General features: G+C 73.2%; 13 protein-coding genes. 4 read left to right on the top strand and 9 right to left on the bottom strand.

The window, feature by feature from the left end:
- Positions 1 to 141: 141 nt before the first annotated feature.
- Both FYW95_RS07505 and FYW95_RS07500 read right to left on the bottom strand, forming a co-directional pair.
- On the bottom strand, positions 142 to 1,404 hold the full coding sequence (locus FYW95_RS07505; protein WP_236567908.1) for a ribonuclease D: 1,263 nt from the start codon (positions 1,402 to 1,404) through the stop codon (positions 142 to 144).
- Positions 1,405 to 1,475: 71 nt separating this feature from the next.
- Positions 1,476 to 2,051 carry a DUF3000 domain-containing protein gene (locus FYW95_RS07500; RefSeq protein WP_159943822.1) on the bottom strand — a complete coding sequence of 192 codons (576 nt, stop codon included), beginning with the start codon at positions 2,049 to 2,051 and terminating at the stop codon, positions 1,476 to 1,478.
- A gap of 301 nt (positions 2,052 to 2,352) precedes the next feature.
- On the opposite strand from FYW95_RS07500, the gene hemE reads away from it, so the two are divergent.
- Positions 2,353 to 3,378 (top strand): uroporphyrinogen decarboxylase, encoded by a 1,026-nt coding sequence (gene hemE, locus FYW95_RS07495; RefSeq protein ID WP_159943851.1) that lies wholly within the window; start codon positions 2,353 to 2,355, stop codon positions 3,376 to 3,378.
- A gap of 68 nt (positions 3,379 to 3,446) precedes the next feature.
- Here hemE and FYW95_RS07490 read toward each other — a convergent pair whose 3' ends face one another.
- Complete coding sequence (locus tag FYW95_RS07490) at positions 3,447 to 4,604, bottom strand: DUF4349 domain-containing protein (RefSeq protein ID WP_160050197.1); 1,158 nt, start codon at positions 4,602 to 4,604, stop codon at positions 3,447 to 3,449.
- Positions 4,605 to 4,804: 200 nt separating this feature from the next.
- On the opposite strand from FYW95_RS07490, the gene hemG reads away from it, so the two are divergent.
- Together hemG and hemQ are read left to right on the top strand one after the other, a co-directional pair.
- On the top strand, positions 4,805 to 6,274 hold the full coding sequence (gene hemG, locus FYW95_RS07485) for a protoporphyrinogen oxidase (RefSeq protein WP_160050196.1): 1,470 nt from the start codon (positions 4,805 to 4,807) through the stop codon (positions 6,272 to 6,274).
- Entirely contained in the window at positions 6,271 to 6,981 is a 711-nt protein-coding gene (gene hemQ, locus FYW95_RS07480; protein ID WP_159943825.1) for a hydrogen peroxide-dependent heme synthase, read from the top strand. Before hemG ends, hemQ begins: the two co-directional genes overlap by 4 nt.
- 135 nt (positions 6,982 to 7,116) lie before the next feature.
- Here the strand turns inward: hemQ and FYW95_RS07475 are convergent, their stop codons facing one another.
- From FYW95_RS07475 to msrB, 3 genes are all read right to left on the bottom strand, one after another.
- Positions 7,117 to 7,920: a CDP-alcohol phosphatidyltransferase family protein gene (locus FYW95_RS07475; RefSeq protein ID WP_201294746.1), complete on the bottom strand. Its 804-nt coding sequence runs from the start codon at positions 7,918 to 7,920 to the stop codon at positions 7,117 to 7,119.
- Positions 7,907 to 8,575 (bottom strand): phosphatidylserine decarboxylase, encoded by a 669-nt coding sequence (locus FYW95_RS07470; protein WP_159943826.1) that lies wholly within the window; start codon positions 8,573 to 8,575, stop codon positions 7,907 to 7,909. The genes FYW95_RS07475 and FYW95_RS07470 overlap by 14 nt, the downstream gene beginning before the upstream one ends.
- Positions 8,576 to 8,822: 247 nt before the next feature.
- On the bottom strand, positions 8,823 to 9,266 hold the full coding sequence (gene msrB, locus FYW95_RS07465) for a peptide-methionine (R)-S-oxide reductase MsrB (RefSeq protein WP_159943827.1): 444 nt from the start codon (positions 9,264 to 9,266) through the stop codon (positions 8,823 to 8,825).
- A gap of 254 nt (positions 9,267 to 9,520) precedes the next feature.
- Between msrB and FYW95_RS07460 the strand changes: the two genes are divergently transcribed.
- The gene (locus tag FYW95_RS07460; RefSeq protein WP_159943828.1) at positions 9,521 to 9,901 is read left to right on the top strand and encodes a hypothetical protein; all 381 of its coding nucleotides are present in this window, start codon (positions 9,521 to 9,523) and stop codon (positions 9,899 to 9,901) included.
- A 62-nt stretch (positions 9,902 to 9,963) separates the two neighbouring features.
- Here the strand turns inward: FYW95_RS07460 and FYW95_RS07455 are convergent, their stop codons facing one another.
- The 3 genes from FYW95_RS07455 to glgX form a co-directional block, all read right to left on the bottom strand.
- On the bottom strand, positions 9,964 to 10,752 hold the full coding sequence (locus FYW95_RS07455) for a GntR family transcriptional regulator (RefSeq protein WP_159943829.1): 789 nt from the start codon (positions 10,750 to 10,752) through the stop codon (positions 9,964 to 9,966).
- A 174-nt stretch (positions 10,753 to 10,926) separates the two neighbouring features.
- On the bottom strand, positions 10,927 to 11,724 hold the full coding sequence (locus FYW95_RS07450) for a dihydrofolate reductase family protein (protein ID WP_159943830.1): 798 nt from the start codon (positions 11,722 to 11,724) through the stop codon (positions 10,927 to 10,929).
- Positions 11,725 to 11,803: 79 nt separating this feature from the next.
- Positions 11,804 to 13,963, bottom strand: coding sequence for a glycogen debranching protein GlgX (glgX, locus tag FYW95_RS07445; protein ID WP_160050195.1), 2,160 nt, complete (start codon positions 13,961 to 13,963; stop codon positions 11,804 to 11,806).
- Positions 13,964 to 14,266 lie beyond the last annotated feature (303 nt).

The raw sequence follows: 14,266 nt of genomic DNA, 5'->3' as shown, positions 1-14,266 counted from the left end.
CGGACCATCACGCACCCTGCAACATCAGGGCACGTTTCTATAACTTAATCGGACACGGGGCCATGGAACAGGCGTCTACCGCCCCGGTGGGGTGGTGAGTTCAATCACGTCCGGGTTGATTGTGACGCATGGGGGTAAAAGTCACGATTCATCGGCGTCGCGCAGCGCGGTAGCCAGGGGCTGCGCGGTCAGCGCCACCTGCCACTCGCGGGCGCCGCGCTCGCGCAGGAACGCCCCCACGGAGTCGGCGTCCACGTCGGCGGGCGGGGCCCAGGCCAGGCGGCGCACGGTGTCCGGCAGCAGCAGGTTCTCGGTCGGCATCACGACGTCCTCGGCGATCCCCGTCACCGTGGCCCGGGCCGCCTCCAGACGGCGGGCCGCCTCCGGGGCCCGGTCCGCCCAGCGGTTCACCGGCGGGGGGCCGTCCCCCGGGGCGTTGGGGCGGGGAAGCTCGTCCTGGGGCATGTCGCGCGCCCGGTTGACGGCCCTGATCCACGTGGTCAGGTAGCGCCGGGCCAGCTTGATGCCGAACTGGCGGATCTCGGCCAGCTCCGCCGTGGTGCGGGGCATGGCCGCCGCCGCCTCCACGATCGCCGCGTCCGGCAGCACCCGGCCGGGTGAGATGTCCCGTTCCTGGGCGATGCGGTCGCGCTCGTACCACAGCTCGCGCACGGCGGCCAGGGCGCGCTGGTTGCGCACGCGGTGGATGCCCGAGGTGCGCCGCCAGGGGTCGGGCCGGGGCTCCTTGGGCGGGGCGGCCAGCACCGAGGCGAACTCCTCCCGCGCCCACTCCAGCTTGCCCGCCTCCTCCAGCTCGGCCTCCAGCGCGTCGCGCAGCTCGATGAGGATCTCCACGTCCAGCGCGGCGTAGCGCAGCCAGTCCTCGGGCAGGGGGCGCTGGGACCAGTCCACGGCCGAGTGCTCCTTGGCCAGCCGGATGCCGAGCATCCGCTCCACCATGAAACCCAGGCCGACCCTCTGGTAGCCCAGCAGCCGTCCGGCCAGCTCGGTGTCGAACAGGCGCTGGGGGCGCAGGTTGACCTCGCTCAGGCAGGGCAGGTCCTGGTGCGCGGCGTGCAGCACCACCTCGGCCCCGTCCACGGCGTCGTTCAGCTTGCCCAGGTCGGGGCAGGCGATCGGGTCGATCAGCGCCGAACCCGCCCCCTCGCGGCGCAGCTGCACCAGGTAGGCCCGCTGCCCGTAGCGGTAACCGGAGGCCCGTTCGGCGTCCACGGCCACGGGGCCGGTTCCGGCGGAGAACGCGGCGACCACACCGGCCAGCGCGTCGGCGTCGGAGGTGACCTCGGGCAGGCCCTCGCGCGGTTCCCGCAGCAGGGGCGCCCTCTCAGCGCCGTCGTTGCCTGTGTCGCGGGGTTCTGTCTTGGAGTTCAACGCGTTCGCCACACCACTACGGTATGCGCTGTCGCCACCGAACGCGGATTCGGACTGTCGCGGGCCCGGTCCCGACCCGCCCCTCAGGGCCGGGAGCGCTGTCTGGCGATGTCGGTGACGTCCAGCGGGGGCAGCCCCGCGGCGGAGGCCAGCAGGGCCGACCAGGCGTTGACGTGCCCGGACAGGTCCTCGGACTCCGGGGTCCAGGAGGCGCGTATCTCCACCTCCGTCGTGGCGCCCTGGTCCGCCTTGGTCCCGAAGCCCTCGGTGGTGGCCCGGGTGACCGTGCCGCTGAGGGTGTGGTGCGCGGCGCCCGCGGCCTCCAGGGCGTCGGTCAGCCAGCTCCAGGCGACCGGTCCGAGCAGCGGGTCGCTGGCGATCTCCGACTCCAGTTCGGAGTTGACCTGGCAGACCACCCGGAAGGGTCCCGGCCAGTCGCGGGTGCCCTCGGGGTCGTACAGGACGATGAGCCGCCCCCAGGCGACCTCGTCACCGTGCACGGTGACCTCGGCGGAGACGGCGGCGGAGTGGGGGGCCAGCCGCTGGGGCGCGGGGATCTCCCGGACGGTGATCTCGGGGCGCAGGAGGGGTGAGCGCAGGGCCTCGATCGCTCGCCGGAACGTTTCGTGTGCGTCCTCGGCGCTACCGACATCGGGCATGGTGGAAACGTCAGCCTTCGTTCTGTGGTGATCACGTCTGGGCGGGGGGTGCCTGGGCACGCCGGGCCTCCCCGCCTCAGGCACGATGGTGGGCACGGCAACGACCGTGGCACGAGTCACGGGCCGCTGGTCGGAGTTCGCCCGGCGTGTCGGTGTTTTGTGATGATCTTGGGACCGGTCCGCCGCCGGGCGGGGCGCTCCGGGCTCCGCGCCGCCCGCCGCCGGGCCCCGGGGAGGGCTCCCGGATCCGGCGATCCGCGTGAGAGCACGGGCCCGGGCATGGCACGATCGAGGAGTGACGCTGCAAGATTCTCCCTTCCTCCGCGCCTGCCGGCGCCTTCCCGTGTCCCACACGCCGGTGTGGTTCATGCGCCAGGCCGGGCGCTCCCTGCCCGAGTACCGACGGGTCCGCGCCGACGTGCCCATGCTTGAGGCGTGCGCGCGCCCCGACATGATCACCGAGATCACGATGCAGCCGGTGCGCCGCTACGGTGTCGACGCCGCGATCTTCTTCAGCGACATCGTGGTCCCGCTCAAGGCGATCGGCATCGACCTGGACATCAAACCCGGGGTCGGCCCCGTGGTCGCCGACCCCGTGCGCGACGCGACCGGTGTCAAGCGCCTGCGCGAGATCGAGCCCGACGACCTGCCCTACGTGACCGAGGCCGTGGGCCAGCTGGTGGGCGAGCTCGGCGACAGGCCCCTCATCGGCTTCGCGGGCGCGCCCTTCACCCTGGCCTCCTACCTCATCGAGGGCGGCCCGTCCAAGAACCACGAGCACACCAAGGCGCTCATGTACGGCGAGCCCGAGCTGTGGGACGAGCTGATGCGCCGCCTGGCCACCATCACGCTGGGCTTTCTGCGCACCCAGATCGAGGCGGGCGCCAGCGCCGTCCAGCTCTTCGACTCCTGGGTGGGCGCCCTGAGCGCCGAGGACTACCGCGCCTCGGTGCTGCCCTACACCTCGTGGATCTTCGGCCAGCTCAGCGGCTACGAGGTGCCGCGCATCCACTTCGGCGTGGGCACCGGTGAGCTGCTCGGCCTGCTCAGCGAGGCCGGGGCCGACGTCGTGGGCGTGGACTGGCGCGTGCCGCTGGACAAGGCGGCCCAGCGCGTCCAGCCGAACACCGCGCTCCAGGGCAACCTGGACCCGGCGACCCTCTTCGCGCCGTGGGAGGTCGTCGCCGAGCGCACCCGCGACATCCTCTCCCGCGGCCGGGCCGCCGACGGGCACGTCTTCAACCTGGGGCACGGCGTGCTGCCGTCCACCGACCCGGACGTGCTCCAGCGGCTCACCGAGTTCGTGCACGAGGAGACCGCCAGCTGAGGCGGTCGTCCACGGCCCAGCGGCCCCCGTCGGCGTCCGGCTCCGCTGAGCCGGACGCCGACGCGCGCTCAGCCCCCGCCCCGGGGGGACTCCCCGCCGGGCGCGACCTCCCCGCCGCGGGCCTCCTCCCCGGGCGTGCCCCCGGCCACGGCCGCGCCGTCACCGGATCCGCCGGAGCCCTCACCCGGGCCGGAACCACCGCCGGGCTCGGAGCCCCCACCGGGACCGGGCCCGTCCGCGGAGCCGCCGTCGTCCGCCGCCGCGGAGCCGCCCGGCCGGTCCCCGCCCGTCCCGGCCGCACGCCGGCGGCGGAGGTACCACCACAGCGGCCCCGCGGCCAGGACCGCGGCGACCGCCAGGAAGGGCAGCAGCCAGCCCACGACCACGGCGATGCCCTCGCCCAGCGAGACCAGGGCCCGCCAGCCCCGCTCCAGGCCGCCGAGGAACCCGATGGAGTCCTCCGCGGGCTCCTCCACGTACGTCTGCGGAGGCATCAGGGTCAGGTGCACCGTGGAGTAGGAGGTCTGGTCGCGCAGCGCCTCCAGGCGCGCCTGGTAGGCCTCCAGCTCCGACTGCCGGGTCTGGATCTCGCTCTCCACCCGCAGCAGGTCGTCGACGTCCTCGGCCTCCTCCAGGTATCCCCGCAGGGTCTCCAGGGCGGCCTCGGACGAGGTGATGCGGCTCTCGACGTCGGCCACCTCCTCGGTGACGTCCTCGACCGAGCGCCGCAGGTCCGACCGGTCGCCCAGCTCCGTGAGGCCGTCCAACGCCTCCTCGTAGCCGTCGCTGGGGATGCGCAGGGTCAGCGACCCCTCCGGCGTCCCGCCCCTGGGGGTCGAGACCGTCTCGTGGGCGACGTAGCCGCCGGCGTCGAAGGCCAGGTCCTTGGCGCGCTCGACCGCCTCGGGGACGTCCGCGACCCGCACCGTCATGTCGGCGGTGTGGATCAGCTGCCGGTCGTCCGCCGCCGCCTCCGGGCTGAGGGAGGAGCCGACGGAGGAGCCCGGGACCTCCTCGGTCGCGGCCTCCTCGTCGGCCGCGCCGTCCTCGGCGGCACCGAACCGCTCTCTCCCGTCGGGGGCGGGTGCGGTGACCTCGGCGGAGGAGTCCGCCGCACCGCCGGACTGGGGGGAGGAGCCACAGGCCGTGGCCGCCAGGGCCGCCAGGACCACGGAGAACACCACCCCGGCGGCACGGCGCGCCGGGGGAAACGCTGGAGTAACCATGTTCCTTGGACGCACTCCCGGCCGGGGCCGTTTCGGGTCCGGCGTAACGACCGGGCAACGGCGTCGATCCGCCCCGGCCCCCGCCGGTCCGCGCCGCAGGCCGCGGTCCCGGGCCGCGGCACGCCGACGCGACCCGCATCACCCGGCGCCGAACGGGACGGCGGATCACGGTGACCCAGGTCATCTGGGAAGCTAAGGACATGGCTGAAGCACCGCACGTCGTCGTGGTCGGGGGAGGGGTCTCCGGACTCACCGCCGCGCACCGTCTCGCCGGTCGGGGCGCCACCGTCACCGTGGTGGAGGCCGCCGACTCCCCGGGCGGCAAACTGAGCGCCTCCCGGGTGGCCGGAGTGCCCGTCGACGCGGGCGCCGAGGCGGTGCTCGCCCGCCGCCCCGAGGCGGTCGACCTGTTCCGGGAGCTCGGCCTGGCCGACCGGGTGGTGCACCCCGGTCCCGGCGCCGCCGCCGTCTACAGCCGCGGACGGGTGCGCCCCCTGCCCACGGGCCAGCTCATGGGGATCCCCGGCGACCTGCGCGCGCTCGCCCGCAGCGGGGTGCTCTCCCCGGCGGGGGCCCTGCGCGCCGGACTGGACCTGGTGCTCCCGCGCACCCCCGTGCGCGGTGACGTGTCCGTGGCCGACTACGTGGGCGCCCGGATGGGGGCCGAGGTCGTGGACCGCCTCGTCGAACCGCTCCTCGGCGGCGTCTACGCGGGCCGGGCCGACCGGCTCTCCCTGGACTCCGCACTGCCGCAGATCGCGCCCCTGGCCCGCCGCGACCGCTCGCTGACGCTCGCCGTGCGCGCCAGCCTCCGGGGCGGGGGGGCCGCTCCCACCGCCGCCGGACCGGTCTTCGCCTCCCTGCGCGGCGGCGTGGCCGGGCTCGTCGACGCGCTGGCCGCGCGCCACGCCGACAGCCTGCGCGTGGGCAGCCGCGTGCGCGCCCTGCGACGCCTGCCCGAGGGCTGGCGGGTGCAGCTGGACAGCGACGAGCGCCTCTCCTGCGACGCCGTCCTGCTGGCCTGCCCCGCCCCCGAGGCCGCCCGCCTGCTCGCCGACCACGCCCCCGGAGCCGCCCGCGACCTGCGCGGCGTCGAGTACGCCAGCATGGCCCTGGTGACCCTGGCCCTGCCCGCCTCCGCCTTCCCCGCGCCGCTCACCGGCACCGGCTTCCTGGTTCCGGCGGGGGAGGGGCTCACCGTCAAGGCCGCCACCTTCTCCAGCAACAAGTGGCCCTGGCTGGCCGAGGAGCTGGCCCGGGCCCACCCCGGCGACGACCTGGTGGTGCTGCGCTGCTCCATCGGCCGGGTCGGCGAGGAGAAGGTCCTGGAGCGCTCCGACGAGGAGCTCGTCGCCACCGCCGTGCGCGACCTCGGCATGGTCACCGGTATGTCCGGCACCCCGCTGGAGACCCGGGTCACCCGGTGGACCGACGGCCTGCCCCAGTACGCCGTGGGCCACGCCGACCTCGTGGGCCGCGTGCGCGCCGACGTGGCGCGCCATCCGGGCCTGGGGGTGTGCGGCGCCGTCTACGGCGGTGTGGGCATCCCCGCCTGCATCGCCGACGCGGCCCAGGAGGCCGAGCGCCTCCTCGGCACCCTCGGCACCAACAGTTCCACCACCGGCGCGGACGAGAGCGCCGGAACGAACCAGCAAGGAGTCAACCCGTGACGGGCCAGTACAACGAAGCCGTCGACCAGGACGGCACCGACCTCAACTCCCTCATCCGCTACACCATGTGGGCGGTCTTCAAGGTCGAGCGCCTCGACGGGATCGACCGTGCCGCCGCGGCCGACGAGCTGGCCACCCTCTTCGACAAGGCCGCCGAACAGGGCGTGGTCACCCGGGGCGGCTACGACGTCCAGGGCTTCCGCGCCGACGCCGACATCATGTTCTGGTGGGTGGGACAGACCCCCGAGCAGGTCCAGGACCTCTACACGGCCTTCCGCCGCACCCAGGTCGGCCGGGCCAGCACCCCGGTGTGGTCGGTCGTGGGCCTGCACCGCCCCGCCGAGTTCAACCGCGGCCACGTGCCCGCCTTCCTGGCCGGGGAGGAGCCCCGCGGGCACCTGTGCGTGTACCCGTTCGTGCGCTCCTACGAGTGGTACCTGCTGCCCGACGAGGAGCGCCGCGCCATGCTCGCCGAGCACGGCCGCATGGCCGCCCCCTACCCGGACGTGCGCGCCAACACGGTGTCCTCCTTCGGACTCAACGACTACGAGTGGCTGCTCGCCTTCGAGGCCGACGAGCTGCACCGCATCGTGGACCTGATGCGCCACCTGCGCGGCGCCAGGGCCCGGCTGCACACCCGCGAGGAGGTCCCCTTCTACACCGGCCGCCGCAAGAGCGTCGCCGAGCTGGTCGACTCCCTGCCCTAACCCCTCAGCAACCCGTCAGCCGGGAGGGCGCGCCGGTCCGGCGCCCCGGCGGCGGGCCCACGGGCCGGAAACGGCCGCGGGCCCCCTCCTCCGCGGAGGAGGGGGCCCGCGGCTCGTGCGTGGCCGGTGCCCGTCCTAGGGGACGCGGGCGCCGCGGTCGGCGGCCCGCGACATCCGGCGGAGCGGGACCAGGACGATGAACAGCAGCATCACCGAGCTCATCAGGTAGATGAGCGTCTGGCCCGCGGGCAGTCCCATGCCCCAGGCCGCCATCAGGGCGACTCCGACCGCCAGCAGGCCCAGCACCGCGTAGGCCTTGCCGCCGCGCGGTTTGGGGTACTCCATCCGGCTCACCATCAGCCAGGCGATGAGCAGCACCGCGGCCACCCCCGCCATCGGCGGCGGATCCAGCAGGACCACCGTCACCACGGCCATGGCGCCGAAGGGGCAGGGCAGGCCGCTGAAGTGGGTCGCGTCCGCCGCCTGGCACGAGAACCGGGCCAGGCGCACGATGACCGCCAGCAGCACCGCGCCGCCCGCCGCCACCTGGAGGACCCCGGCGCCGGAGGACTGGGTGCTCCACACGACGAAGAAGAACGCCGGGGCGAACCCGAAGCTGATCACGTCGGCCAGGTTGTCCAGCTCCGCGCCCATGCCGCTGCCGCCCAGCCTGCGGGCCACCCGGCCGTCGAGCACGTCCAGCGCGGCGGCGACCAGCATCAGGCCCACGACCGTGGCCATGGCGCTGCGCGGCAGCGGGCCGGCGGCGCCGGCCGCCGTGTGCGCGGACTGGGCCACCACCAGCGCCCACACTGCGAGGAAGCCGCACAGGGCGTTGCCGAGCGTCAGGTAGTCGGCCAGACCCAGGCGCGGCCGGGGCTGGGCCGTGGCGGCCGCGGGGAGCCCCTCGGCCGCCACGGCCGCCTCAGTCGGCGTCAAGGCGGGTTTCTCCGGCCCGGACCTTCTGGCCGACCTCCACCGCCGGGGTGATACCGGGCGGAAGGTAGACGTCGACCCGTGAGCCGAACCGGATGAGCCCGATCCTCTCGCCTTGCTCGACCTTCTGCCCCGCAGCGAGATACGGGACGATACGCCTGACCATCGCGCCGGCGATTTGAACGACCGTGATCGCACCGATCTCGGTTTCAAGGGTCCAGATGACGCGTTCATTACGCTCGCTGTCCTTGTCGAATGCGGGGCGGAAACCGCCCGGACGGTGCTCGACGCCTGTCACCACGCCGGCGAGGGGGGCACGGTTGACGTGCACGTTGAGGGGGTTCATGAACACCGCGACCCGGGTACGCCCGTCGGGCTGGGGGTCGAGGCTCTGCACGACGCCGTCGGCCGCGGACAGCACCCGCCCGGTCGCCGGACCCCGCTCGGGGTCGCGGAAGAACCAGGTCATCCCCGCCGCCAGGGCGATCGCCGGAACAGCGAGCGCCGTGCGGGTCCGGGAGCCGCGGGCGGCCAGGACGGCGGCTCCGGCGGCCCCCAGCACGGGCAGCAGCCAGGGGGCCGAGCCCTGCGCCATGCCCCAGCGGGGCCGTGCCGCGGGGCGATGGGAGGCGGATGAGAAAGGTGAGTCGTCGGTCATCGGGCGCTTTCGTCGCGGGTTTGTCGGTTCGCCCGCACATCGGTGGCCGCTGTGAGGGGGCGGCCCGGGCCGCTGCCGGGTCGGCTGGCGGAACGGGCGGGTCGGCGCCTGCGCGCCGCGCTCCGCGGGCCGACGAGGAAGCCGGCCGTTGGCGCGCTGGATGCGATTATCCCTGATCCCGCCACGGGCGGGCCACGGCCCCGACGGCGGGTTCGGCCGCGCGCCCGGAACCAGGATCGTATGACACCTACTCCGTGGGCTCCAGGGTCAGGGCCACGGAGTTGATGCAGTACCGCGCGTCGGTGGGGGTGGCGTACCCCTCGCCGTAGAAGACGTGGCCCAGGTGGGAGTCGCAGGTGGCGCACCGCACCTCGGTGCGCACCATCCCCAGGGAGCGGTCCTCGTGCAGGGTGACGGCGTCGGACCCGGCCGGGTCGTAGAAGCTGGGCCACCCGCAGTGGGAGTCGAACTTCTCGTCGGAGCGGAACAGCTCGGTCCCGCAGCCGCGGCAGCGGTAGACCCCGGTGGTCTTGGTGTCCACGTAGGCGCCGGTCCAGGGGCGTTCGGTGGCCGCCTCGCGCAGCACCGCGTACTCCTGGGAGTTGAGCTTGGCGCGCCACTCCTGGTCGGTCTGGGGAATGCCCTCGGGCCCGGCGCCGGCGCTCGGGCCCCTGTCCGCTGAGTTCGCCATGGGACGACGCTACCCCGAATCGGCGTCGGACGCCGCCTCGTTCCCCGTCGTGGCGGAACATCCGCTATGACGTGTGCGACAGGTACGCCCTGCTTCGCGGTCACATACCACTAACTTCGCCTTTGACGACGTTCGGTAAGGAAAGTGGCGGGTACGGCTGTAACCAGGGCCAGTGGTCGAACGGTGCATGTGAGGCGGGTGACATGGCTGTTACAGCGCAACAGGCACTCGGAGTAGGCAGACGACCGCTGCGCGTGGGCAGGATCCGATACGGACTGTGGTGGCTGGACCAGGCCACCGCGGGGACGCGGTCGCGGGCGCTGGCCGCGGCGGCCGCCGCGGCCACGGTCGGCCGTGAGCTGCGCTGGGCCGCCGAGCTCAGCGTCCGCGCCACGGTCGTCCGGATCGACCGTGCCAGACCCGCTCCCCTGAACGACCAGACACTGCTCCTCCTCGCCGCGGCCGTGGCCGTGTGCGCGCTGGCGGTGTCCGTCGTCCTTGGGTTCGGTATGGCGCGGTGGGCGATGACCGCGTCGGGTTCCCTGCCCTTCGTCGCCGCGGGAGCGCTCGCGGTGGGACTCGTGCTCCTACCGTTGGCGTACCTGGTGTTCGCCTCCAGACGAGGCCGTAGCTGAGGATTGCGAGGGGGAGGGGCGCCGCGTGCGGCGCCCCTCTCCGTGTGCGGGGTCCCCTGCGTTCAGGCCTCGAAGTCGTAGCGCAGCACGTACGCCGAGCCGTCCATGGTGATCTCGTTGAACTCCACCGGCCGGTGCTCGGCGGTCAGCGCGGTGCGCGCCACCTCCAGCACCGGGGTCCCGGCCGACAGCTCCAGCTCCTCGTTCTCCTCCGGGGTGGGCATGCGCACCCGGACCTCCTCCGTGAAGTGGGCCGGTGCCTGCCCCAGTTCGGCCAGGCGCGCGTAGATGCCGCCGGGGCCGCTGTCGTGCGCCCGGATGCTCAGGGCGGCCGCGGCGTCCCCGGCTCCCTCCAGGACGCCCAGGGGCACGTGCGAGACCGCGCTCTGCACCGGCCTGCCGTCCACCAGGTAGCGGCGCGAGCGCCGGACCACGCCCGCCCCCTCGGCCAGTTCCAGCGCGCGCGCGACGTGCTCGTCGGGAACCGCCTCGTCCACGCGCAGGCGGTCCACCTCGTACTCCCGGTCCTCGGCGTCGGTCTCCCAGATCGCGCGCCCGTCGCCCCACAGCTCCTTGGACAGGCGGCGGGCCCCGTGCCTTCGCACGGGGCGGAACAGGCGCACGTAGACGCCCGAGCCGCGCACGGCCACGGCCAGGCCCTCGTTGATCAGTACGGAGAGTGCCTGCCTCGCCGTCGCCCGCGCGACGCCGTGGCGTTGCATGAGGGCGTTCTCCCCGGGCAGGCGGTCGCCGTCGGCGTACCGTCCGGAGCGGATCTGTCCGCGTAGTTCCTCGGCTATCTCGCGATAGACCGGAGGGGATCCGTTTTCGGACGTCGGCACCACTTTCATCCTCTCGGCCGGGGGGCCAAGCCGGTAAGCCCCGTCAATGCGGTGTGTCCTGGGTCCAGTGGGGGTGTTTCCAGTGGATGGCACACTTCGGGTATGTCCGGTTGCGGGACGGTTCATGCCTTGTTGCGGGGTGGCCGAAACCGACCGGTTACCAGCGCGACCTCCGCAGGCGCGCTATCCCCTGACGTAACGCGCGAACAGGTTGCCCTCGGCCTCCAGCAGGTGTGCCATCCGCACGGGTGTGCTCTGGGCGCCGGCCGGGCCCTCCGGCGCGCCGGGGCCGCCCGTGACGATGCGCGGTGCCCCCGCGCCCAGCAGCCACGGGCTCACCGTCAGGCACAGCTCGTCCAGCAGTCCCGCCGCCACGAACTCCGCCAGCAGGACCGGGCCGCCCTCGGTCAGGACCCGGTACAAGCCGCGTTCGGCCAGACCCTCCACCACGTGCGCGGGGGTCACCGAGGCCCCCCGGACCACGACGAGGTCGGCGTGCCGGGCTACCTCGCGGCGGCGCCCGGCGGGGGAGCGGTCCGTGGTGAAGACCAGGGTGCGCGCGTGTTCGGGCGCCTCGGCCAGCAGAGCCGGGGGCAGGTCGAGCGAACGGGAGACCACCGCGACGGCGGGGGTGGCCGGCCGTCCCGCGCGCAGCCGTTCCCAGCTCGGGCGTGCGCGGACCGGGCCGTACCCCTCCAGGCGCGCGGTGGCCGCACCCACCAGCACCACGTCGCACAGGCCGCGCAGCACCCCCATCACCCTGCGGTCGGAGGCCGAGGACAGGTCCCGGCTGCGCCCCGAGGGGCCGATGGCACCGCCGTCGGCGCTGGCCACCATGTTGGCGCGCACCCAGGGCCGGTCCAGGGGCGCGGGGTAGGCGTAGGCGGCGGGCAGGTCCGCGTCCGCGCCGCCCGGCGGGGGCAGCAGTGCGCGGAAGGGGAGGGGGGCGGCGGCCGCGCCGCCGGGCTGGGTGCTCGACATGGTCACACAGGGTATCCGCGGCGCGGGCCGGTGCGTCCCGGGCGCCCCGCGGCGGGGACGACCGGGACGCGGCACGCCCTCAGGGGCGTGCGGAGGCGTGCTGGTGCGAGACCCGCCGCAGGAGCAGCAGCGCACGGTCGATCACCCGCACCGGCCCGGACGCGGCCACGAACGGACGGTCCCGCACGTCCGGGTCGGCCGTGTCCAGAACGGTCTCCCACGCCATCCCGTACTCGGTGCCCGGCACGGTGAAGACCACCGCGTTCGCGCTGCTGTTGAGCAGCAGCAGGAACGAGCTGTCCCGGATGCGCCGGCCGCGCGGGTCGGGCTCGGTGATGGCGTCCCCGTTGAGGAACACGCCCAGGGCCTGTCCGGTGGAGTTCCAGTCGTCCCCCGACATCGCCTTGCCGTCCGGCCGCAGCCACACGATGTCGGGCAGCCCCTTCTTGCCGGAGGCCGCGGCCCCCACCGGGCTGCCCCGGAAGAACCTGCGGCGCCGGAAGACCGGGTGGTCGCGGCGCAGCCGCCCCAGTGTGCGCACGTAGTCCAGCAGGTCGTTGTCGGGCTCCCCGTCCTCCCCGAGCCCGGCGCCCTTCCAGTCGATCCAGGCGATCTCGTTGTCCTGGCAGTAGGCGTTGTTGTTGCCGCCCTGGGTACGCCCCACCTCGTCGCCGTGGGAGAGCATCACCACCCCCTGGGACAGGTACAGGGTGGTGAGGAAGTTGCGCACCTGGCGGCGGCGCAGCGTGATGATCTCCGGGTCCTCGGTCGGCCCCTCCACGCCGTGGTTCCAGGAGCGGTTGTCGTCGGTGCCGTCCCGGTTGTCCTCGCCGTTGGCCTCGTTGTGCTTGTGGTCGTAGGAGACCAGGTCGGCCATGGTGAAGCCGTCGTGGCAGGTGATGAAGTTGATGGAGGCCACCGGGCGGCGGCCGTCGTCCTGGTACAGGTCGCTGGACCCGGCCAGGCGCGAGGCCAGTTCGCCCACGACCGGCTGGCCCCGCCAGTAGTCGCGCACGGTGTCGCGGTACTTGCCGTTCCACTCGGTCCACAGGGGCGGGAAGTTGCCCACCTGGTAGCCTCCCGGCCCCACGTCCCAGGGTTCGGCGATCAGCTTGACCTGGGAGATCACCGGGTCCTGCTGGACGATGTCGAAGAAGGTGCTCAGCCGGTCCACGTCGTGGAACTCCCGGGCCAGCGCCGAGGCCAGGTCGAAGCGGAACCCGTCCACGTGCATCTCCAGGACCCAGTAGCGCAGTGAGTCCATGATCAGCTGCAACGAGTGCGGGTGGCGCACGTTGAGGCTGTTGCCGCACCCGGTGTAGTCCAGGTAGTAGCGCTGGTCCTCGTCGCTGACCCGGTAGTAGCTGAGGTTGTCGATGCCGCGCAGCGACAGCGTGGGGCCCATGTGGTCGCCCTCGGCGGTGTGGTTGTACACCACGTCGAGCAGCACCTCGATGCCCGCCTCGTGCAGCGACTTCACCATCGCCTTGAACTCCTGGACCTGCTGGCCGCGCGAGCCGCGCGCCGCGTACCCGCTGTGCGGCGCCAGGAAGGCCAGGGTGTTGTACCCCCAGTAGTTGGTCAGGCCGCGGGCCACCATGGCGTGCTCGGGCACGAAGTGGTGCACGGGCATGAGTTCGACCGCCGTGACCCCCAGGGAGGTGAGGTAGTCGATCATCACCGGGTGGGCCAGCCCCGAGTAGGTGCCCCGCTGGTGCTCGGGGATGCCCGGATGGCGCATGGTCAGGCCGCGTACGTGCGCCTCGTAGATCACCGTCCGGTGGTAGGGGGTGCGGGGTCTGGACTCGTTGCCCCAGTCGAAGAACGGGCTGACCACCACGCACTTGGGCACGTAGGGGGCGCTGTCCTTGGTGTTCTTGCGCTCCGGCGCGGCGAAATGGTAGCTGAACAGGGATTCGTGCCAGGTGAGGTTGCCGTTCAGTGCCTTGGCGTAGGGATCGGTGAGTAGTTTGTTCGGATTGCACCGCAGGCCGTGCTCGGGAGCGTAGGGACCATGGACCCGGTACCCGTACTGCTGCCCCGGTCCGATACCGGGGAGGTAGCCGTGCCAGACGAATCCGTCGTATTCGGTCAGCGGTATCCGGGTCTCCTCGCCGTCGTCGTCGAACAGGCACAGCTCCACCCGTTCCGCGACCTCGGAGAACAGGGAGAAATTGGTGCCGGATCCGTCATAGGTCGCACCGAGCGGATAGGAACTACCGGGCCAGACTTCCACCATAGGCGTCGTCAGTCTCTTGTGGTCGGGGCCCTCGGGAGCGGGTGCGGGACCGGGTGCTCTCCCCGGTCGGAGCGGGGCACCCGGCCCGCTTCCCGTCCGAAAGCGTGCGGTCGTGTTTTGTGACGCCTTCTTTCTTCCGCTCCGATCGCCGAAGTATGCCGAACTGGCCGATGATCATTCGCCCGCTGTCCCAATGTGGGGGTTTTGTTGGAATTATTATGGTTAAGAGGATGACGTGTGTGGTGAAAGTGGAGGTCGCGGCAGCACGGGTACGGGTGGAACGCACCGGGACCGGCGGGCCCG

The sequence above is a fragment of the Nocardiopsis sp. FR4 genome, from assembly GCF_009830945.1.
Classification (GTDB): domain Bacteria; phylum Actinomycetota; class Actinomycetes; order Streptosporangiales; family Streptosporangiaceae; genus Nocardiopsis.
The sequence above is the reverse complement of the archived record's forward strand: the minus strand, read 5'-3'. Positions and strand labels throughout refer to the sequence as shown.